The sequence below is a fragment of the Kocuria sp. HSID17590 genome, from assembly GCF_003989485.1.
In the GTDB taxonomy this organism is placed as follows: domain Bacteria; phylum Actinomycetota; class Actinomycetes; order Actinomycetales; family Micrococcaceae; genus Kocuria; species Kocuria salsicia.
Window position 1 is genome coordinate 106,069 of sequence record NZ_RBMB01000005.1, and the last position, 19,971, is coordinate 126,039.

A 19,971-nucleotide genomic window follows, 5' to 3' on the forward strand; every position below is an offset into this window, starting at 1 on the left:
CGGGGAGCGGCCACGGCTCCCGCGAGCGGGCCGGTCCTGCCGAGCCTAGGAAACGTCCGGAGCGTCGTCGGCGGCGTCTGCGGAGCTCGCGGTACCCGCGTCCGACTCCTCACCCACCGCAAGCCCCGTGAGAGCGGGCCCGATCGCGGCCACGGCTCGGTCGATCCCCACCCCCGAGCCGTCCCGGCGGCCGTACTCGGTGGGCAGCGAGCGCGCGACACCGGCGGGGGAGACCGCCTTGGCGGGGCCGTGGCCGACCCACGCCAGTGTCAGGCCGTCCTCGCCCGTGAGCAGCCGCTGGGCCCGCACGCCCGCGGTGGCCCGTCCCTTTCTCGGGAACTCGGCGAGCGGGGTGACCTTCAGGGACGCCTCGCCCATCTCGGGCAGCTGGCCGTCGCTGCGGGCCTGGGTGACCACCACGGTGGACTCGCGCGGCAGCACCGCGCCGAAGAAGACCACGCGCTCACCGGCGGCGAGCTTCATGCCGGCGACGCCGCCCGCGGTCCTGCCCTGGGGGCGCACCGCGGAGGCGGGGAAGCGCAGCAGCTTGGCGTCGGAGGAGACGAAGACGAGCTCCGCGCTGTCCGGGGCGGCGCCGACGCCCACCACGCGGTCGCGGTCCTTGAGCTTGATCGCCGGCCACTGGTCCAGGTTCAGGGGGTAGTCCGGGTTCACGCGCTTGACCACGCCCTCGGCCGTGCCGATTGCGACGACCTCGTTGAGGGGCACGAGCCCCACGAGCTCCTCCTTCTTCTCCAGGCCCAGGAAGTCCGCGGCGGGGACGCCGTCCGCGAGCCGGGGAACGCCGTCGAAGTCCGGGAGCACCGGGATGTCCACGCACGAGACGCGCAGCATGCGGCCCGTGGAGGTGATCGCCGCGATCTCCCCGCGCGCCGTGGCCGGCACCACGCTGCTCAGGGCGTCGTGCTTGAAGCGGCGCGAGGCGTCCGCGAGCGGGGTGCGCGCGGCACTGCGGGCGATCCGCCCGGTGGTGGAGAGGAAGACCCAGCACGGGTCGTCGCTGATCTCCAGGGCCACGGACGTGGCCGGCTCCTTCTTCCCGCCGGCCTGGGCCGCCGTGACCGCGGGCAGGTCCTCGGCCTCGAGCAGCACCGTGCGCCGGTCGTCGCCGAACTTCTCGGCCGTCTCCGCCAGCTCGTCCGCGACGACGCCGCGCAGCGTGGTCTCGGACCCCAGGATCGCCTCGAGCTCGGCGATCTCCTTCTGCAGCTGGTCCCGCTCCGCCTCGAGCTCGATGCGGGAGAACTTGGTGAGCTGGCGCAGCCGCAGCTCGAGGATGTGCTCGGCCTGCGCACGGGAGAGGTCGAAGACGGCGATCAGCCGGTCCCGCGCCTGCGCCGTCTCCTCGGAGGAGCGGATGATCTGGATGACCTCGTCGATGTCCACGATCGCGATCAGCAGGCCCTCGACCAGGTGCAGCCGGTCCTGGCGCTTCGCGAGGCGGAACGCGGTCCGCCGGCGCACCACCGTGATCCGGTGCTCCGTGTAGACCCGCAGCAGCTCCAGCAGCCCCATGGTGCGGGGCTGGCCCTCCACGAGGGCCACGTTGTTGATCCCGAAGGACTCCTCGAGCGGCGTGTGCTTGTACAGCTGCGCGAGCACGGCCTGGGGGTTGAAGCCGTTCTTGACCTCGATGACCAGGCGCAGCCCGTTGGTGCGGTCCGTGAGGTCCACGACGTCCGAGATGCCGGTGAGCTTCTTGGCCTGGACCGCGTCCTTGATCTTCTCGGTGATCTTCTCCGGGCCCACCATGTACGGCAGCTCGGTGACCACGATGCCCTGCTTGCGGGGGGAGACCTGCTCCACGGAGACCGTGGCGCGCGTGCGGAACGAGCCGCGCCCGGTGCGGTAGGCGTCCCGGATCCCCTCCAGGCCCACGATCCGGCCCCCGGAGGGCAGGTCAGGGCCGGGGATGAACTTCATGAGCTCTTCCAGCGTGGCCTCGGGGTTGAGTACCAGGTGACGGGCACCCGCAGCCACCTCCCGCATGTTGTGCGGTGCCATGTTGGTGGCCATTCCCACCGCGATGCCCGTGGCGCCGTTGACCAGCAGGTTGGGGTACGCGGCGGGCAGCACGCCCGGCTGCTGGAACTGGTTGTCGTAGTTGGGCACGAAGTCCACGACGTCCTCGTCGAGGTCCCCGGTGAGCGTGCGGGCGGCCGGGGCCATGCGGGCCTCGGTGTAGCGCGGTGCCGCGGGGCCGTCGTCGAGCGAGCCGAAGTTGCCGTGGCCGTCCACCAGTGGCACGCGCATGGCGAAGGACTGCGCCATGCGCACCATCGCGTCGTAGATCGCCGCGTCCCCGTGGGGGTGCAGCTTGCCCATGACCTCGCCCACCACGCGCGCACTCTTGACGTGGCCGCGGTCCGGGCGCAGGCCCATCTGGTCCATCATGAACAGGATGCGCCGCTGCACGGGCTTCAGCCCGTCCCGGGCGTCCGGCAGGGCGCGCGAGTAGATCACCGAGTAGGAGTACTCCAGGAAACTGGTCTCCATCTCCCGGGTGACGTCCACGTCCACGATGTGCTCGACGAAGTCCTCGGGCAGGTCGTCCTGGGGGGAGCGGGCGGCTGAGCGGCGGCGTGCCATCGAGAGGGAACTCCTTGAAATCGGTGCGTGCACCTGTGACCGGGGCAGGCGGTTGGCTACTCTGAAGTCTATGGGTTCCACCGACGAAGCTCCGCAGCCGAAGGCCTACCCCGAGTACTGGGAGGCGGACGTGATCCTGCGCGACGGCGCCACGGCCCACCTGCGCCCCATCAGCCCCCGGGACAAGGACCTGCTGCAGCAGCTGCACTCCTCCCAGTCCCAGGACTCCATCTACCTGCGCTTCTTCTCCTACAAGCCGCAGCTCTCCGAGCGGGAGCTGGAGCGCTTCACCACGGTGGACCACACGGACCGCGTGTGCTTCGTGCTGATCCTGGGCGGGAGGATGATCGGCGTGGGCCGCTACGACCGCGTCAGCCCAAGGGTGGCCGAGGTTGCGTTCATGATCTCGGACCACCACCAGGGGCGCGGGATCGGCTCCATCCTCCTGGAGCACCTGGCCGCGGCGGCCCGCGAGAACGGCATCGACCGCTTCACCGCGGAGGTGCTGCCCGAGAACCGCAAGATGCTCCACGTCTTCGTGGAGGCCGGCTACGACGTCTCCCGGCAGTTCGAGGACGGCGTGGTGATGGTCGACTTCGACATCGACCCCACCGAGAAGTCCCTGGCCGTGATGGCCGCCCGGGAGCACCGGGCCGAGGCGCGTTCGCTGCAGCAGCTGCTGACCCCCACCACGGTGGCGGTCGTGGGGGCCTCGGCGCACGCGGACCACGCAGGGCACCACGCGGTTGAGGCGATCCTCACCGGCGGCTACACCGGCACCCTCTACGGCGTGGGCCACACGCCGTACGAGCGCGAGGGGCTCGTGTTCGTCTCCTCCCTGCAGGAGATCGACGCCGCGGTGGACCTCGCGGTGATCGCTGTCCCGCGCGAGGCCGTCGAAGAGGCGGTGGCCGACTGCGGCAGGGTCGGCGTGCGGGCCGTCGTCGTGATGACGGGTGGGTATGCGGAGGACGGCGCGAGCGGCGCGGCGGACCAGCGCAGGCTCGTGCGGATCGCCCGCGCGGCCGGGATGCGCGTGGTGGGCCCCGCGAGCCTGGGGCTGATGAACACGGACCCGGACGTGTCCCTCAACGCCTCGGTGCTCCCCGAGATGCCGCGGCGGGGCGGGCTGGGCCTGTTCTCCCAGTCCGGGGCCGTTGGCTCCATGCTCTACGGCGCGGCACTGCGCCACGGTGTGGGCCTGTCGAGCTACCTCTCCGCCGGAAACCGTGCGGACGTCTCCGGCAACGACCTCATGCAGTACTGGGAGGACGACCCCGGGACCACCGTGTGCGGGCTCTACCTGCAGTCGGTGGGAAACCCGCGCAAATTCTCCCGGATCGCGCGGCGGCTGTCCCTGAGCAAGCCTGTGATCGTGGCCAAGTCCGAGGTCACCGGGCTGCGGCTGCCCCCGGGCCACACCGGGCGTGTCACCCAGGCACCGCCGGGTGCGCTGGACTCCATGTTCCGCCAGGCCGGGGTGATCCGCGCGGCCACCGCCGAGGAGCTCATGGACATCGCGGCCATCACCGAGAGCCAGCCACTGCCCGCATCTGCCCGGATCGCGGTGGTCTCCAACGCTCTGGCCCTCGCCCAGCTCACCGAGGACACTGCGTTGCGACTGGGCCTGGAACCCGTGGCGGTCGACGGCGCGGTCGATACCTCCGGCGGTGCCGGGGACGCACACGAGGCCGTGCTGACCGCCGTCCGCGCCCAGCTCACCTCAGGGGACGTGGACAGTGTGGTGCTCGTGCTGATGCCCGTGCGCGGACTGGACCAGCGCGCGGTCGCGGCAGCGGTCGCGCAGGAGGCGAGCGCCGCCGACCGCACCACGGTGGCGGTCTTCACCGGCCAGCACGGCCCGGACGCCGTGACCACCGCGGTGCTCGCGGACGGCCACCCGGCGTTGCCGTGCTTCGACTCGCCCGGAACCGCTATGCACGCGCTCGCGCGGGTGATCGGCTACACCGCGTGGCGTTCGCAGGACCAGGGCGTGGTGGTGGACCCGGAGGACTTCGACTTCGACGCCGTGGAGAAGTTCCTGGAGCGCGAGCGCCGCAAGATCACCGGGGACGCCCTCTACGAGCTCGGCGTCGCGGAACGCAACGAGCTGCTGGGCCACGCGGGAATCCGTGTGCTCGAGTCCGTGCGCTTCCACGACCTCGAGGAGGGCGTGGCCGCTGCCGGCAGGCTCGGCTACCCCGTCGCGCTGAAGACCACGGACCCGTTCCTGCGCCACCGCCTGGACCTGGGCGGGGTGGTGCTGAACATTGCGGACGAGGGGCAGCTGCGTACTGCCGTGGAGACCATGAAGCGCACGCTCGCGGGGTGGGACGTGACCGACTTCGAGGTACAGTCCATGGCCCCGACCGGACAGACGGTGGTGCTGCGCGCGGCAGAGGATCCGCTGATCGGGCCCGTGCTCTCCTTCGGGATGGCCGGGGACGCGGTGAACCTCCTGGACGACTGGGCCCACCGGGTGCCCCCGCTCACCGACCGGGACATCACCCGCATGGTGCGAGCCCCCAAGGCTGCCCGCAAGCTCTTCGGCTACCAGGGCGTGCCCCCGGTGGACACGACCGGCCTGGAGCAGCTCGTCAACCGTGTCGCCTTCCTCAAGGACCGCTTCCCGGAGATCGCCTTCCTGGAACTGAACCCCGTGGTGCTCTCCGGCTCGGTGCTCACGGTGCTCTCGGCCACGGTCAAGATCGGGGACCCCGGACAGCGCACGGACAGCGCCCGCCGCGCGATGCTGGGCTAGGGGCCCCGACAGGGTGCGGGACACGATCGCTGGACGCTTCGAACTGCTCACGCCCGTTGCGGAGGGCGGCAGCGGTGCCGTGTGGCGCGCCCAGGACCTGCGGCTCGGCCGGATCTGCGCTGCCAAGGTGCTGCGCCAGCGCGACTCCGCGGACCTGCTGCGCTTCGTGCGCGAACAGTCCGTGAACCTCGAGCACCCGCACGTGGTGGCCCCCTACGGGTGGGCCGCGGAGGACGAGCACGTGGCCATCGCCATGGAACTGGTTTCAGGCGGCACCCTGGAGGCCGCGCTGCAGGATAACGGCCCGGTCTCGGACGCGCTCGCCGAGGAGCTCGTCTACCAGCTGCTCGAGGCCCTGCAGTTCGTGCACACCCGCGGCTGGGTGCACCGGGACGTGAAGCCCGCCAACGTGCTGCTCGAGCCCACGGGCACTGCCCCGCCGGTCGCGCGGCTCGCGGACTTCGGCATTGCGGTGCGCACGGACGACGCCCGGCTCACGCACACCGGGACCGTGGTGGGCACCCCGGGCTACCTCCCGCACGAGGCGTACGCCCCCGGCAACCCCTCTCCGACCATGGACCTCTACGCCGCGGGCGTGACCGCCGTGCGCATGGTGCTGCCGGAGGTTGACCTCAGCGGGGACCCTCTGGGCCCGGACGATGTTGCCCGGCTGGGGCTGTTCGAGAACTCGCCCGTGCTGCGCCGGGGCGTGGCTGGGCTGCTCAGCCGGGAGCCCGAGGAGCGCACCCGGGCGGCGCAGGAGCTGGTCACCGCTCTGTTGGAGACCGCCCCGGAGCGCGAGAACAAGCAGAGCGAGACGGCGGACGGCGAGCCCTTCGAGGTGTTCGACGTCCTGGAACCCACCACGGAGCGGGAGCTGTCCCCGGTGGCCGACGCCGCCCGACTGCCTCCCGGGGCGGGCACGCCGGACGCACCGCTCGCGTGGCACGCGGTGCACCGCAAGGCGCTGCCGGCCCAGGGGGAACCAGCTCAGGGACAACACCTTCGGAGACAGCCGGTTGACGGGCAGCGTGCGCAGGGCCTTGTCGCTGCGGGGCAGCCGGTGGCGGCGCAGTGGTCCGGGGACCCGCTGCGACCCTTCGCCCCGGTGGAGCCCACGGAGCAGCTGGCCCCGGCGGAGGATCCCCCCGGGGAGACGACGGACGCCACCGTTGCCATTCCCGCCGACGAGGGCCCTGCCGGTCCGGTGGAGCCAGTGGTCGGCCCTGCCGGGGTCGAGCCCGTGGTGGCCACGGTGCAGGCCGGCCCGTACGAGGCCGGTCCGTACGACGTCGTGCCGGCGCAGGACCCGCAGGCAACGGCCACGGACGCGACCGTCACGGACCTGGCCGCCTCAGACCCCGCCGCCACGGATCCGGCGACGACGGACCCGGCGGACACGGACCGGGGGAACGCCGCCTCGCGGCGTCGTCGTGGCCCGCGCTGGCCCTGGTGGCTGCTGGTGCTGGCCCTGGCCGCACTCGCGCTGGTGGCGGGGTACGTGTGGCTGGGACCGCTGCTGGCCCAGTGGGGCGGCGGCGCGGCCTCCACCGACCCGGGCACCTCGCCCGCGCCGGCCACGAGCCCCGCACAGCCGAACAGTGAGACGCCCACCGGGCCCACCGCGGACCCCACCACGGACGCCACGCCCGTGTGCACGGAGCTGGAGGACGGCACCGTCTCGTGCGTGGTGACCCCGTGAACCCGGCACGCCCGGTCACGGATGTGCCCCGCCCGCCCGGGTGGAGGACAATGGCGCCATGACATTCTCAGCACCCGACGGTTCACGGCTGGTCCAGGACATCGAGAAGGCGGGCTTCTACCCCCAGCTCGTCACGGACGTGGTCAGGGACTCCCTGGACGGCAGGCGTCCCGTGTCCCACCTCGTGCAGCTGGAGACACACTTCACGAACACCGAGCTGCACCGCCACATCACGGCGCTCGTGCTCGCGGAGGACGTCCTGCACATCACGCACGTGGACGACCAGCAGGTCGACGACGCCGGCGCGGAGACCGTGGCACGCGTGTCCACGGAGACCGTGCCGATCTCCCAGATCCGCTCCGTGACGCTGAGCTACGCGTACCACCAGCCCCAGAACTACACGCCCGGCACCCCCATCATGGAGCTGAACCTCGCCGTCAGCTGGACGGGCACCCAGCAGCTCGAGCTCTACCCCGCCATGTGCGAGGACCCGGAGTGCCAGGCGGACCACGGCTACTCGGGCACGGCCGCGAGCGAGGACGTGGTGATGCGCATCAGCTCCGAGGCGGACGGCCAGGACGCCGTGGAGGGGGCCCGCGAGTTCGCGCGGACCCTGCGCCGGGCCAACGTGGCCCCGCTGACGGACTCGGGGGCGCAGCTCGCCCAGGCCCCGCAGCACCAGGGCACCGCCCGCACCGAGACCCCGGCACCGCGCACCCGTTTCGGCCACCGGCACAACGGGCGAGACACGGGGCGCTCCTCGTGAGCGAGGACGCCGCGCCGACCCTTCGCCTGCCCGCACCCCCGAGGTACGGTTCCCGCAGCGTGGGGGAGGTGATGACCTCCGCGGCGGCGGCGCTGGGGATCCCCGGGTTCCGCAACGCGCTGAGCCTGCCCGCCGCGCCGCGCTACGTGGTGGTGCTGGTGGACGGGCTCGGCTCGCGGCTGCTCTCGCAGGTCAACGGGTACGCTCCCACGCTGCGATCGGCCCAGTCGCTCGGGGAGCTCGACGCCGCGTTCCCCTCCACCACGTCCGTCTCGCTCTCGTGCCTGGGCACCGGGCGCACCCCGGGCGAGCACGGGATGCTGGGCTACGACGTCCTGGATCCCGCCACGGACCGCGTGGTGAACATGCTCGGCAACTGGCCCGCCTCCCTCGACCCCCTGCAGTGGCAGCCGGGGGAGACGGTGCTGGAACGGGTCTCACGCCACGTGGACGCCGTGACCGTGAGCTCCGCCCGGTTCGAGTCCTCGGCGCTGACCCGTGCGGTGCTGCGCGGCGGCAGGTTCGTGGGAGCGCAGGGCGTGCACGCACGCTCCGCGCGGGCGCTGGAGCAGCTGAAGGAGGGCCGCCGCGGACTGGTCTACTTCTACTGGGACGACCTCGACAAGACCGGCCATAAGCAGGGCTGGCGCTCTGACTCCTGGCTGCGCGCGCTCGAGGACCTGGACTCGGCGCTCAAGCGGCTCGTGTCCCGGCTGCCGGCCAACACCCGGGTGGTCCTGACGGCCGACCACGGCATGGTCGACGTTCCCACGGAGGGCAGGCTGGACTTCTCCGCCGTCCCGGAGCTGATGACCGGGGTGCGGCACACCGCGGGCGAACCGCGCGCCGTGCAGCTGCACCTGGAACCGGGGGCTGTCCCGGAGGAGGTCGTGGACCGCTGGCGCTCGCACTTCGGGGACGCGGTGTGGCTCGCCACCCGTGACCAGCTGGCGCGGGAGGGATACTTCGGCCCGGACCCGGACGAGCGGATGCTCGCCCGCGCGGGTGACGTGTGGGTGCTGGGCCGGGAGGACGTCGCCCTGTACGACGTCGCACGGCAGGGCACCCGGCCGCTGGTCATGGTCGGTCAGCACGGCTCGCTCACCGAGCAGGAACGGATGGTCCCGGCCCTGCTGTGGTGAGGTCACTGCGGACTACGGCGCTGCTGTGGTGAGGCGACCGCGGGGGACGTCGTCGCGGCGGCCACGCACATGTGACGCCATCTCATGCGGTTCCCAGGGCGTCGTGGTGCCGTGACCGGTGTGGCAGCCTGGGCTGTCCTGACCCTGGGCCGTTCCGGTGCCCGTACCGCGTCAGCGGCCGGTGCCGCCGGTTCCCTGGGTCGCCTTGGAGCCGGCCCCGGAGCCCGTCCCCCCGGTGGTGCCGCCCTGTTTGCCGGTCGAACCCCCGCCGGAGTTCCCGGTGCCGGTTCCGTTGCCCGCGCCGGAACCACTGCCGTTGCCCGAACCGCCGCCGTTCGAGCCTCCGCCCGTGGAACCGCCACCCGTGGACCCGGTGCCGCCCTCCGCGGGCGGGGTGGCGGGCTGCTTCGTGGGCGCGGGGGCCTGAGACTTCTCCGGGGTGGGGGCCGGTGCAGCCGTGGTGGGTGCGGGCCGGGGAGCCACCGGCTGCGGGGCCGGAACCTCCGGCTGGACCGGTGCCACGGGCTGGGGGTCGGGCACGTAGTAGTACTGCTCCGCGGGTTGCGTGGGTTCGGGCTCCACGGTGGGCGTGGGGGAGGGGGTTGCCGACGGCGTGGGGCTGGGGGTCGCGCTCGGCGAGGCGGACGTGAAGGTGGCGGGGACGTCGTCGTCGGAACCGCCAGAGAGACCCGTGAACGCGACCGCTCCAACCCCGGCCAGCACGAGCAGGGCCGCGCCGCCGAGAGCGACGGGCGCGAGGTACCTGCGGACCCCCGTCGGGGACGAGGCCGCCGCGCCGTCACCGGCCTGGGCGTCGTCGCCGAAGAGATCGTCCTGGATGGAGTTGCTCATGCACAAAGTCCCTAAAGATCGCCCGAGAATGCACGCGACCGGGACAATTCTCCCCTGAGCCCGATCCGCTCCGGTGACTTTACCGTGCGCCGCGTGTTTCTCGCATCAGTGCACGTGGGAGCGGTGGGCGCGGCTCACGTGCGGTTGCCGAAGACGATGTCGTCCCAGCTCGGAACGGAGGAGCGCTTGGCCCGGGGCGTGCGTCCACGGGGTCCCGGTGCGGCGTTCGCGGCGGTGCGGTCCTCCTCCGGGGTCTCGTTCCGGTCGTCGTCGAGGGACTCGCCGCGCTCGTCGGCGGCGGAGTGCTCGGGGGCAGAGTCCTCGGGGGCGGTCGCCTCGGTCGGGGTGCTCTCGTCCGCACGCCGCGTCTCGTGTGCGGTGGGTTCCGCAGCGGGTTCCTCCGCGTCCGCGTCAGGAACCGCGTCGTCGTTCTGGTCGGAGGTCTCCGTGCCTCCGGAGGCGAGGTGCTGCGCGGCGGCCTCGTCCGGGGCCAGCGGCGCGGTCGGGTCCTCGGCGGGGGCGGCGGCGTCGTGTCCGTAGGGGGTGGAGTCGTCCACGATCTCGATGCCCTCTCCCTGCAGCGCCTGCTCCTCCGCGACGCGGGAGGCCGCGGGCTGGATGGGCTGGTCGAAGACGGGGGAGTCCTCCGGTGCGTCGATCGGGCGGGGGCGCTGCTCCACGCGGCCCATGCCGCGGCCGAGGATCTCGGCGAGGCGGTCGTCGCCGTCCTCGTCCGATCCGAGCCGGCGGCCACGGCGGGACTGCAGGACGTCCAGGAGGTCGTCCGCCTGGCTCGCCTCGTGCTGCAGGTGGCGCAGCTGCGCGGAGGGTGTGGGGGCCACGGGGGTGGCGACCGCCGGGGAGACGGGGGCGGTCACGCCGAGCGGACCCGTCTTACGGGGCTCCTCGCCGAGCGCGCGCGCCCAGTCGTTCTCGGCGCGCACGGTCTGGTTCGCGGGGTTGTAGCTCCACAGCGCGGGGCCCTCGGTGTCGAGTCCCGAGGCCTGGGGGTCGGACACGGAGAAGCTCAGCTGCACGTTCCACAGCTGGTCCTCGCGCAGCCAGGCGTCCCAGTCGAGGCTGTGACGGTCCACGCCGACCTGGGAGGCCCGCTCGTCCACGGTCTCCTCGAGGGTCTTGGGCTCGCCCTCGAACACGGAGCGGTAGCCGTCGTGGGAGGGCGCGGTGCCGGAGACCTTCACGCGGCACGCGGCCGTGACCATGTGGGAGCGCTCGGCGAGGATCGGCCACTCGTAGCGCTTGACCCGCTCGGCCTCCCACCCGGACTCGGCCACGACGTCCTCCACGCTCGCCCCGGCGCGGAAGCGTGCCTGGATGTCGCGGGGGCCGAAGGACGAGCCGCCGCGACCGCGTGCGGGGGGCTTGCGGCGGGCGTGCTGGATGGTCTGCCGCAACTGCTGGTCGATCTTCACCCGGTACCGGGTCGAGTCGGGGGTCTCCACGATGAGGTGCTCACCGTCGTCGTGCACTCCTACCAGGCGCAACTGCTCCATGCTGTCCTTCCCTCACGGGTGTCTGCGCCCCGTGTTCCTGCGGTGCGCGCGGCGCGTTCGTGCGCCAGTCTAGTGGCACGGTGCCCCGGGGTCGCCGAGGACCGGCGGAGGGCGCGGCGCCGCGGCGGGGACGACGTCGCCGGAGGGCCTGCAGAGGCTGCTCCACCACCCGGTGGGGCCGGGTCCGCAGACCCCTCCGGGGGACGAATCTCGCGCTGGGAGAAAACGTCCGCTCAGGTACTGGCTTTTTGCGGCACCATGGTGAACAATCTACGCGACACGGCCCCGGGGGAGATCGCCCGGGGAACCGTTTCACACAGCGATCTCGCGAAGACCGGTTGGAGCGGATAGACACATGGCCACAGACTACGACGCACCGCGCAAGCAGGACGAGGACCTCAAGGAAGACTCCATCGAGGAGCTGCAGTCCCGGCGGACGGACCACCAGTCCGGAAGCGTTGACGAAGACGAAGCCACGGCGGCCGAGAGCTTCGAGCTGCCCGGCGCGGACCTCTCCAACGAGGAGCTCTCCGTGGTGGTCCTTCCCGCCCAGGACGACGAGTTCACCTGCGGCTCCTGCTTCCTGGTCCGCCACCGTTCGCAGCTCGCGGAGGAGCGCAACGGTGTGATGTTCTGCCACGAGTGCGTGGGCTGATCCCGCGCACCCCACCCTGGTTGCACACCGGGGCCGCCGGACCCGTTCAGAGCTGACGGGCGGCGGGTACGACGACGGGCGGTCACCTTCTCGGTGACCGCCCGTCGTCGTACCCGCACCGGGAGCCCGGGACACGGGGCGCCTGGTCCGCGAGCCCTCGGTGCTGAACGCCCACAGGGCTCACGGCCCGGCGGAGGTCGCTAGTCCGAGAGCACCTCGCTCGCAATGTTCTCGGGGTCTGTGGGGTCGCCGTTGATGGCCCGCGCGAGCTCCTCCGGGTGGCGCGTGGCCGTGAGCCAGTAGGGAGTGGGGTCCACCGGGTCCACGATGCTGATCCGGCACAGGTTGGGGATGGACACGCGGAAGTTCATGAACGCGCGGCCGTCCAGTGTGGGGCCGCGGGCCAGGCGGGCGTCGTCGCCGCGCAGGGCCTCGGCCTCGCCCACGTAGCGGCGCTCGATGTAGGCGCGCCCCACGCGCAGGTCCTCGTCCGTGAGCACGATGCTGGGCGTGCCCAGCTGCACGACCACCGCAATGACGACCACCAGCACGGCGCCCACGATCACACCCACCGCAATGCTGATGGGGGCCACGGCCACGAACCCCGCCGCACCGACGAACAGCACGATGAGCCACACCCACCAGGAGACGGACAGCCGCTCCTCGTAGCGGACCCCGCCACCGCCCTGGCGGGGTGGCACTGCCGCGGTGGGCTCCGGTTCGGTGGACTCGGGGTGCTGGGAACTCATGGCACCACCTTGGCACACTCCCGCTGGGGATTGCCTGCCGCGCCGCGGGCGGCTCCTGGGGCCGCCGAGGGGCGGGGCGACGTCGTCGGGCCAGCTCGCCTCCGCGCGGGCGGGTGGGTCTTCGCGCGGGCGGGCACTGCTCGCGGAGGGGTGCTGCCGCGCACGCCGGGGCCCGGGTGGTGCGCGTTAGAGTGGAGGACTGTGACTGACGTGAGGGAACCCGCCACCGTGAGCGTGGCGCTGCAGCTGCTGGACACCGACCTCCCCGCTCCCGCGTACGCGCGCCCGGGGGATGCGGGTGCGGACCTGCGCGCGCGGCACGACGTGACGCTGGCCCCCGGGGAGCGCGCCCTGGTGGACACCGGGGTTGCCGTGGCGATTCCCGAGGGGTACGTGGGGCTCGTGCACCCCCGCTCCGGGCTCGCCGCCAAGCACGGGATCACCGTGCTCAACGCCCCCGGCACCGTGGACAGCGGCTACCGGGGCGAGCTGAAGGTGTGCCTGCTGAACACGGACCGCAGCACCGCCTACACCGTGCGCCGGGGCGAGCGGATCGCGCAGCTGCTGCTCCAGGAGGTCGCCACGGCCCGCTTCGAGACGGTCGCGCAGCTGCCGTCGAGCGAGCGCGGCGAGCGCGGGTTCGGCTCCTCGGGAACGCACTGAGCCCGGCCGACCTCGGCGCGGCCGGGCGGAGCTCGCCGCGCGGGGTCGGCTGCCGGTTCCAGCGCGGCTGACGGGCGCACCGAGCTGAAGGACGCACCGGGACGCACCCCCTCTTTCCTCTGCTCCACGACACCACCTACACATTTTCGGGAGATCAACGATGTTCGGACGCAAGAAGCGCACTGGCACGCAGGACGGCGTCGTCCCGTCCGACGGGACGAGCGCCGCGGAGGAGACGGCGGGCACCGCGTCCGCCGGGCAGTCGCAGGAGAACCCGCGCGCGCTCGGCCCCTGGGACGAGAGCGAGCTGCCGGGTGAGCGCAGCGAGTACCTGGACCTGGGGGCGCTGCTCGTCAAGCCGGTCTCCGGGGTGGACGTGCGCCTCGAGGTCGACCAGCGCACCCAGGAGCCGCGCGCGGTGAACCTCGACTTCCGGGACGGCTCCGTCCAGCTGCAGCCCTTCAGCGCACCCAAGTCCAGCGGGCTGTGGGACGAGGTGCGCGCCGAGCTGATCGCCGGGCTGCGCCGGGACAACGGGGACCCCAGCGTCTCCCGCGGCTCCTTCGGCCTGCAGGTGGACGCGAAGTTCCCCGCCACCACCGCGGACGGGCGCCAGGGCTACCGGCTCGCGCGCTTCGTGGGCGTCGACGGCCCTCGCTGGTTCCTGCGCGCCGTCTTCACCGGCGGCGCGGCTCTGCCCGGGCCCACCGCGGAGGTGCTCGACGACGCCGTGCGGGCACTCGTCGTCGTCCGCGGCCAGGACCCCCACCCGCCTCGCGACCTGCTGACCCTCTCCGTCCCCGAGGACGCCACCGTCCGCCGGATGGACGACGCCGCCGGGCAGCCCCCGGCCCCCGCGGCGGACGGGGCGGCACCCCAGGACGGCGACGGCGCGCCGTCGGGCCCGGCCGTGCAGCCCCCGCGCCGCGGCCCCGAGATCACGGAGATCGGCTAGTGGCACCCGTCAACAACCCGCTCACCGGGGCCATCGACGTGCTCGGGGAGCCCGAGGCCGTCTCGGAGGACCTCGACCCGGCCCACCGTGAGCGCCACCGCCGCCGCGCGGTCGTGGAGGGACGGGTCGTGGAGGTCACGATCGCACCCGTGACGCAGCAGCCGCAGTTCCGCGCCCTGCTCAAGGTGCCGCGCCCCGACTCCGCCGTGCCGTGCGCGCTCGAGCTGCTGTGGAACGGCCAGCACACCGTCCCGGGGGTGAGCGCGGGGACCAGGCTACGCTGCCTCGGGGTGATCTGCTTCCCGGACGGGATCCCCACGATGCACAATCCGCGCTACGAGATCATCACCCCCAAGAAGGCCGCCCGATGAGCTCGCCCGCGAACCCCGGCGCGGAGGACGCCCCGCGGCAGGCCTCCCTCGGCACGGACGAACCGGGGGCACCGGAGCGCGACGCCGCGAGCCGCCCCGCGCCGGGCCGCGACGCCATACCGGACCGCGACGCCGCGGCAGACCGCGCCGCCGAGGACTTCGCCCGCCGCTCCGGCCTGCGCCGCGACGAGGCCGGGCAGCTCGACGTGCTCTCCGCGGTGGGCGGCTGGCGCGGCGTGCTCGAGTCCCTGCTGCCCGGGCTCGTCTACCTGGTCTGCGTGGTCGTCACCGGGCAGCTGGGCCCCGCGCTGATCGCCTCCCTGGCGGTCGCGGCGCTGTTCACGCTCGTGCGCCTTGTCCAGCGCCAGCCCGTGACCCAGGCCCTCGGAGGGCTCGTGGGTGTGGGAATCTGCGCGCTCTTCGCCCGCGTGGGCGGGGACGCCCTGGACTACTACGTGTGGGGGTTCGTGACCAACGCCGTGTGGCTGCTCGGTCTGGCGGTCTCGGCGCTCGCCGGCTGGCCCCTGCTCGGGGTGCTCTTCGGCTACATCCGCGGGGAGGGCACGCACTGGCGCCGGGACCCCGGGCGTCGCCGCGCCTACCAGCGGGTCAACGCGGTGCTGCTCGCGATGTTCGCCGCGCGGCTGCTCGTGCAGCTGCCGCTCTACTTTGCGGGGGACGTGGCCGGTCTCGGCATCACCCGGCTGGTGATGGGGGCCCCGCTGTACGCGGCTGTGCTGTGGCTGGGATGGCTGTGGAGCCGCCCTCGCCCCGCGCCGCCTGCAGGTTGACGTCCCGGGCCGTGGTGAACATGGCCCGCAGCTGCTCCTCGCCCTCGGTGGTGGTGATGAAGAACAGCTCGTCCCCGCCCTCGAGGACGTCGTCCCCGGACGGTGCGATGGGAACGCCGTCGCGCAGGATCGCCACGAGCGCGACGTCCGGCGGCCACGGGACCTGGGTGACCGTGCTCGCCACCACCGGGTGCTCCCGGGGGACCGTGTAGGCGGACAGGGTGGCGTCACCGGTCTGGAAGCTCAGCAGCCGTACGACGTCGCCCACCTCCACGGCCTCCTCCACCAGCGCCGTCATCAGCCGCGGTGTGGACACGGCCACGTCCACGCCCCAGGCGTCGTCGAAGAGCCACTCGTTCTTGGGGTTGTTCACCCGTCCCACGGTGCGCGGCACGCCGAACTCGCTGCGGGCGAGCAGGGAGACCACCAGGTTGGCCTTGTCGTCACCGGTCGCGGCGACGACGACGTCCGCCTCCTCGGCCCTCGCGCGCTGCAGCACGTCGAGGTCGCACGCGTCCCCGACGACCCACTGGGCGCCGCGCAGGTTCGAGCGGCCGATGACCTCGGAGGTGGCGTCCACCACCACGACGTCGTGACCGTGCGAGAGCAGCTCCCGGGCAATCGAGGACCCCACGGACCCACCGCCCACGATGACCACATGCATCAGCGCCGCCCCCGTGACTGCTCGGTGGCGGCGAGCGCCACGGCCTCCGTGACCTCGTCCGACGGCGGGCGTGAGAGCACGCGGGCCACCTGTTCGACGTCCTCCACGCGCATCATGGCGTGCACGATGTCCCCCTGCTGGTAGCTGGTGTCGCTCGCGGGCAGGATGCCCTCCCCGAAGCGTGTGACGAAGGCGATCCGCACCCCGGCGGCCTCCTCGATGCGGTCCAGGTGCAGCCCGGACCAGGAGTCGTCCAGCGGCAGCTCGCCGAGCTGCAGCCGCCCGGAGGCCTCGCGGAAGTCCCCGGTGATGGCGTGCTCGGGCAGGATCCGACGCAGCACCTGGTCCGCGCTCCACCGCACGGAGGCCACGGTGGGGATGCCCATGCGCTGGTAGAACTCGGCGCGGGTGGGGTCGTAGATCCGCGCGACCACGTGCTTGACCTTGAAGGTCTCCCGGGCCACGCGCGCGGCGATGATGTTGGAGTTGTCCCCGCTGGAGACGGCCGCGAAGGCGTATGCGTCCGTGATCCCGGCGCGGCGCAGCACGTCCCGGTCGAAGCCGTGGCCCGTGATCTTCTTGCCGCTGAACGAGGGGCGCAGCTTGCGGAACGCGCGGTCGTCCTGGTCGATCACCGCCACGGTGTGTCCTGAGTCCTCGAGGGCGTGCGCCAGGGTGATCCCCACCCGGCCCACGCCCATGATCACGAAATGCGCCATGGGGCACAGCATAGGACGCCGCGGCACGGGACAAGGTCCGGCCGAGGGACTAGCGTGTTCCCTCGTGTATGTGTCCCAATTCGTCCGCCGCGCGCTGGTGGGCAAGCCGATCCACAACGAGCGCGCCGCGGGCACGGTGCTCTCCAAGGGCACGGCCCTGCCGGTGTTCGCCTCGGACGCGCTGTCCTCCGTGGCGTACGCGCCGGACGAGATCGTCCTGACCCTCGCGCTCGCCGGAAGCGCCGCGATCGCGGTCTCGCCGTGGGTGGGGCTCGTGGTGCTGGTGGTGCTCGCCGTGGTCATCACCGCGTACCGCCAGAACGTGCAGGCCTACCCCTCGGGCGGTGCGGACTTCGAGATCGCGTCCAAGAACCTGGGGCGCCCGGCCGGGGCAGCAGTGGGTGCAGCGTTGATGGTGGACTACACGCTCGTGGTGGCCGTGTCCATGGCGGCCGCCGCACAGTACCTGGCCGCGGCGGTGCCGTGGCTCGTGGGCCACCAGACGGCCGTGGCCGTCGGCGGGATCGCGCTGGTGGGACTGCTGAACCTGCGCGGGCTCAAGTTCATGGGACGCGCCTCGTCCGTGCCGACGTATGCTTTCGTGGCCGTGGTGCTCGTGCTGGTCGTGGCCGGCGTGGTCCAGGACGTGGCCGGAACGCTGGACCCCGCGCCGTCGGCGGGCTACGACGTGCTGCCCGCCACCGGCGTGGACGCCGGGTTGACGGGCCTGGCCGGAGCCATGCTGGTGTTGCGCGCTTTCTCCTCCGGCGCGGTGGCCGTGACCGGTGTGGAGACGATCACCCACTCCGTGCCCTACTTCCGCAAGCCCAAGGCGCGCAACGCCGCCCGGACCCTTGCGGTGCTGGGTGCGCTGTCCGCGGCCCTGCTGCTGGGCGTGATGTACCTGACGTGGCGCACCGGCGCGGTGGTCGTGATGGACCCCGCGCGGCAGCTGCTGATCCACGGCCACGCCCCGAGCGGGGACTTCTACCAGGTGCCGATCCTCGGGCAGATCGCGCAGGCTGTCGCGGGCGTGGACTCCGTGTGGTTCGTGGTGCTCGTGCTCGTGACGGTGGGTGTGCTGTTCATGGCCGCGAACACCGCCTACTCCGGGTTCCCCGTGCTGGCCTCCCGGCTGGCCTCCGCCGCCCTGCTGCCCCGCCAGCTGCAGAGCCGGGGGGACCGGTTCGCGTTCACCAACGGGATCATCTTGCTCTCCGTGGTGGCCGCCGCGTTCACCCTGGTCTTCGGGGCCAACGTGAACGCCCTGATCCAGCTCTACGTGGTCGGTGCGTTCTTCGCCTTCACCCTCACGCAGGCCGGAATGGTGCGCCACTGGCTGCGCGGGCGCCGGCTGCGCACGGTCGAGGCCACCCACCGCGAGTTCGCGCTGCGGCTGACCGTCGCGGTGGTCGCGCTCGTGGCGTGCGCCGCCGTGTTCGTCGTGGTGCTCGTGACCAAGCTCGCGCAGGGTGCGTGGCTGACCATCGTGGCGATCGCGCTGACCACCGTCTTCATGCGCGCCATCGCCCACCACTACCGCGCGGTGGACGCCGAGCTGGAGGTCCGCCCGGACACCCCTATCCGCGCCCTGCCCTCGCGCGTGCACTCGATCATCGTGGTCACCTCCGTGCGCAAGCCCGTGGTGCGCGCCCTGAGCTACGCCCGCGCGTCCCGGCCCTCGAGCCTCGAGGCCGTGGTCGTGGACACGGACCGCTCCCGCACCGCGCAGATCGTGGGCCAGTGGGAGAACCTCGAGATCCCCGTTCCCATCACCGTGCTCGCCTCCCCGTACCGCGACACCGTGGGCCCGGTGATCGCCCACATCCGCGGCATCCGGCGCAAGTCCCCCCGGGACCTCGTCATCGTGTACCTGCCCGAGTACGTGGTGGGCCGCGGCTGGGAGCGCTTCCTGCACAACCAGGCCATCCGCCCCCTGCGGACCCGGCTGCACTACGAACGCGGAGTCATGATCGCCTCCGTGCCCTGGCACCTCGAATCGGTGCGCGAACTTCAACTCACGGAGAACAGCAGATGACCGACGCCCCCGCCCCCCTCGTGCTGCGCCTCGGCGCCGTCGCCCACGGCGGACACGTGGTGGCACGCACGGACGAGGGCCGCGTGGTCTTCGTCCGCCACGGTCTGCCCGGGGAACTGGTCCGCGTGCGCCTCACGGACCACGAGCCCACCGCCTCTTTCTGGCGCGGGGACGTCGTCGAGGTCCTGGAGCCCGCCGCCGGGCGCCGCGACGCCCACGTGTGGTCCCAGGCCGACGCCGTGCTGGCGGCCGCCGCGGGCACCAGCCCGCTCGGCGGGGCCGAGTTCGGGCACGCGGACCTGGCCACGCAGCGCGAGCTGAAGACGAGCGTGGTCGGGGAGCAGCTCTCGCACCTCGCCGGGCTCGAGTGGGACGGGCACGTGCGGGCCGTGGCGGGGGAGACCCCCGACGGCACCGGCTGGCGCACCCGCCTGCACTTGGACGTGGCCCCGGACGGTTCGGCCGGCATGTACCCGCACCGCAGCGGCGAGCTCGTCCCCGTGACGGACATGCCCCTGGCCACGGACGCCCTGCGGGCGCTCGCACCGTGGGACCTGCGCTACGAGGGCGCCGAGCGCGTGGACGTGGCCGCACCATCCGGCAGCGGGCCGTTGCTGCACGTGAGCTTGCACGGGGACGCCGCCCAGGAGCAGATCGACGCGCTGCGGGCCCAGCTGGCTCCGTGGGGCGAGCAGCACGGGGTGGCCGTCACCGCGCGCACGGCCGACCACCGCGACGTAGGCGTGTGGACCGGTGCGGGTCACAGCGTGGAAACCCTCAGCGTGCCGGAGGCCGGCGGGGAGTTCTCGTGGCAGGTGAGCCCCACGGGCTTCTGGCAGATCCACCGGCAGGCCCCGGCCACGCTCGTGCGCGCGGTCCTCGACGCCGCGCAGTTCACCCCGGGGGACGCCGTGTGGGACCTCTACAGCGGCGCGGGGCTGTTCACCGCCGTGGCCGCGCGGGCCGTGGGGGAGACGGGCAGCGTCCTCGCCGTGGAGGGCTCCCCGGTGACCTCCGCC

At 72.9% G+C, this 19,971-nt stretch carries 17 protein-coding genes; 11 read left to right on the top strand and 6 right to left on the bottom strand.

The annotated features are described in order from the left end of the window. Positions 1 to 45: 45 nt before the first annotated feature. Complete coding sequence (locus D8M39_RS02840; RefSeq protein WP_126874342.1) at positions 46 to 2,610, bottom strand: DNA topoisomerase (ATP-hydrolyzing) subunit A; 2,565 nt, start codon at positions 2,608 to 2,610, stop codon at positions 46 to 48. A gap of 70 nt (positions 2,611 to 2,680) precedes the next feature. On the opposite strand from D8M39_RS02840, the gene D8M39_RS02845 reads away from it, so the two are divergent. The 4 genes from D8M39_RS02845 (at position 2,681) to D8M39_RS02860 (ending at position 8,981) form a co-directional block, all read left to right on the top strand. Further along, entirely contained in the window at positions 2,681 to 5,371 is a 2,691-nt protein-coding gene (locus D8M39_RS02845) for a GNAT family N-acetyltransferase (RefSeq protein ID WP_126874343.1), read from the top strand. Positions 5,372 to 5,384: 13 nt separating this feature from the next. Continuing rightward, the gene (locus tag D8M39_RS02850) at positions 5,385 to 7,073 is read left to right on the top strand and encodes a serine/threonine-protein kinase (protein WP_126874344.1); all 1,689 of its coding nucleotides are present in this window, start codon (positions 5,385 to 5,387) and stop codon (positions 7,071 to 7,073) included. 58 nt (positions 7,074 to 7,131) lie between these two features. Beyond that, on the top strand, positions 7,132 to 7,839 hold the full coding sequence (locus tag D8M39_RS02855) for a DUF5998 family protein (RefSeq protein WP_055082694.1): 708 nt from the start codon (positions 7,132 to 7,134) through the stop codon (positions 7,837 to 7,839). 71 nt (positions 7,840 to 7,910) lie between these two features. Then, a complete protein-coding gene (locus D8M39_RS02860; RefSeq protein WP_126874355.1) occupies positions 7,911 to 8,981 on the top strand; it encodes an alkaline phosphatase family protein in 1,071 nt (356 codons plus the stop codon). A gap of 171 nt (positions 8,982 to 9,152) precedes the next feature. Here the strand turns inward: D8M39_RS02860 and D8M39_RS02865 are convergent, their stop codons facing one another. Together D8M39_RS02865 and sepH are read right to left on the bottom strand one after the other, a co-directional pair. Next, entirely contained in the window at positions 9,153 to 9,833 is a 681-nt protein-coding gene (locus tag D8M39_RS02865; protein ID WP_126874345.1) for a hypothetical protein, read from the bottom strand. A 134-nt stretch (positions 9,834 to 9,967) separates the two neighbouring features. Then, positions 9,968 to 11,347: a septation protein SepH gene (gene sepH, locus D8M39_RS02870; protein WP_126874346.1), complete on the bottom strand. Its 1,380-nt coding sequence runs from the start codon at positions 11,345 to 11,347 to the stop codon at positions 9,968 to 9,970. 355 nt (positions 11,348 to 11,702) lie between these two features. Here sepH and D8M39_RS02875 point away from each other — a divergent pair, with 355 nt between their 5' ends. Next, positions 11,703 to 12,002, top strand: a complete 300-nt coding sequence (locus tag D8M39_RS02875) for a DUF4193 domain-containing protein (RefSeq protein ID WP_055086535.1) — start codon at positions 11,703 to 11,705, stop codon at positions 12,000 to 12,002. Between the two features lie 200 nt (positions 12,003 to 12,202). Here D8M39_RS02875 and D8M39_RS02880 read toward each other — a convergent pair whose 3' ends face one another. Further along, a complete protein-coding gene (locus D8M39_RS02880) occupies positions 12,203 to 12,751 on the bottom strand; it encodes a DUF3093 domain-containing protein (RefSeq protein WP_083482586.1) in 549 nt (182 codons plus the stop codon). Positions 12,752 to 12,952: 201 nt separating this feature from the next. Between D8M39_RS02880 and dut the strand changes: the two genes are divergently transcribed. The 4 genes from dut to D8M39_RS02900 all read left to right on the top strand — a co-directional run bounded on the left by dut (position 12,953) and on the right by D8M39_RS02900 (position 15,531). Then, positions 12,953 to 13,414: a dUTP diphosphatase gene (gene dut / locus D8M39_RS02885; RefSeq protein ID WP_094393812.1), complete on the top strand. Its 462-nt coding sequence runs from the start codon at positions 12,953 to 12,955 to the stop codon at positions 13,412 to 13,414. Between the two features lie 160 nt (positions 13,415 to 13,574). Further along, positions 13,575 to 14,369, top strand: a complete 795-nt coding sequence (locus tag D8M39_RS02890; protein WP_094393815.1) for a DUF3710 domain-containing protein — start codon at positions 13,575 to 13,577, stop codon at positions 14,367 to 14,369. After that, positions 14,369 to 14,740, top strand: coding sequence for a hypothetical protein (locus tag D8M39_RS02895; RefSeq protein ID WP_083482444.1), 372 nt, complete (start codon positions 14,369 to 14,371; stop codon positions 14,738 to 14,740). Before D8M39_RS02890 ends, D8M39_RS02895 begins: the two co-directional genes overlap by 1 nt. After that, positions 14,737 to 15,531, top strand: coding sequence for a DUF3159 domain-containing protein (locus D8M39_RS02900; RefSeq protein ID WP_126874347.1), 795 nt, complete (start codon positions 14,737 to 14,739; stop codon positions 15,529 to 15,531). Before D8M39_RS02895 ends, D8M39_RS02900 begins: the two co-directional genes overlap by 4 nt. Here the strand turns inward: D8M39_RS02900 and D8M39_RS02905 are convergent. Beyond that, entirely contained in the window at positions 15,437 to 16,195 is a 759-nt protein-coding gene (locus D8M39_RS02905; RefSeq protein ID WP_126874348.1) for a TrkA family potassium uptake protein, read from the bottom strand. The two genes, D8M39_RS02900 and D8M39_RS02905, sit on opposite strands and share 95 nt — an antisense overlap. Further along, positions 16,195 to 16,914 (bottom strand): TrkA family potassium uptake protein, encoded by a 720-nt coding sequence (locus D8M39_RS02910; RefSeq protein ID WP_055084484.1) that lies wholly within the window; start codon positions 16,912 to 16,914, stop codon positions 16,195 to 16,197. The genes D8M39_RS02905 and D8M39_RS02910 overlap by 1 nt, the downstream gene beginning before the upstream one ends. Positions 16,915 to 16,978: 64 nt before the next feature. On the opposite strand from D8M39_RS02910, the gene D8M39_RS02915 reads away from it, so the two are divergent. Further along, complete coding sequence (locus D8M39_RS02915; protein WP_055084475.1) at positions 16,979 to 18,952, top strand: APC family permease; 1,974 nt, start codon at positions 16,979 to 16,981, stop codon at positions 18,950 to 18,952. Beyond that, the coding region (locus tag D8M39_RS02920; protein ID WP_126874349.1) for a class I SAM-dependent RNA methyltransferase at positions 18,949 to 19,971 on the top strand (1,023 nt) is incomplete at its 3' end. The genes D8M39_RS02915 and D8M39_RS02920, both read left to right, overlap by 4 nt.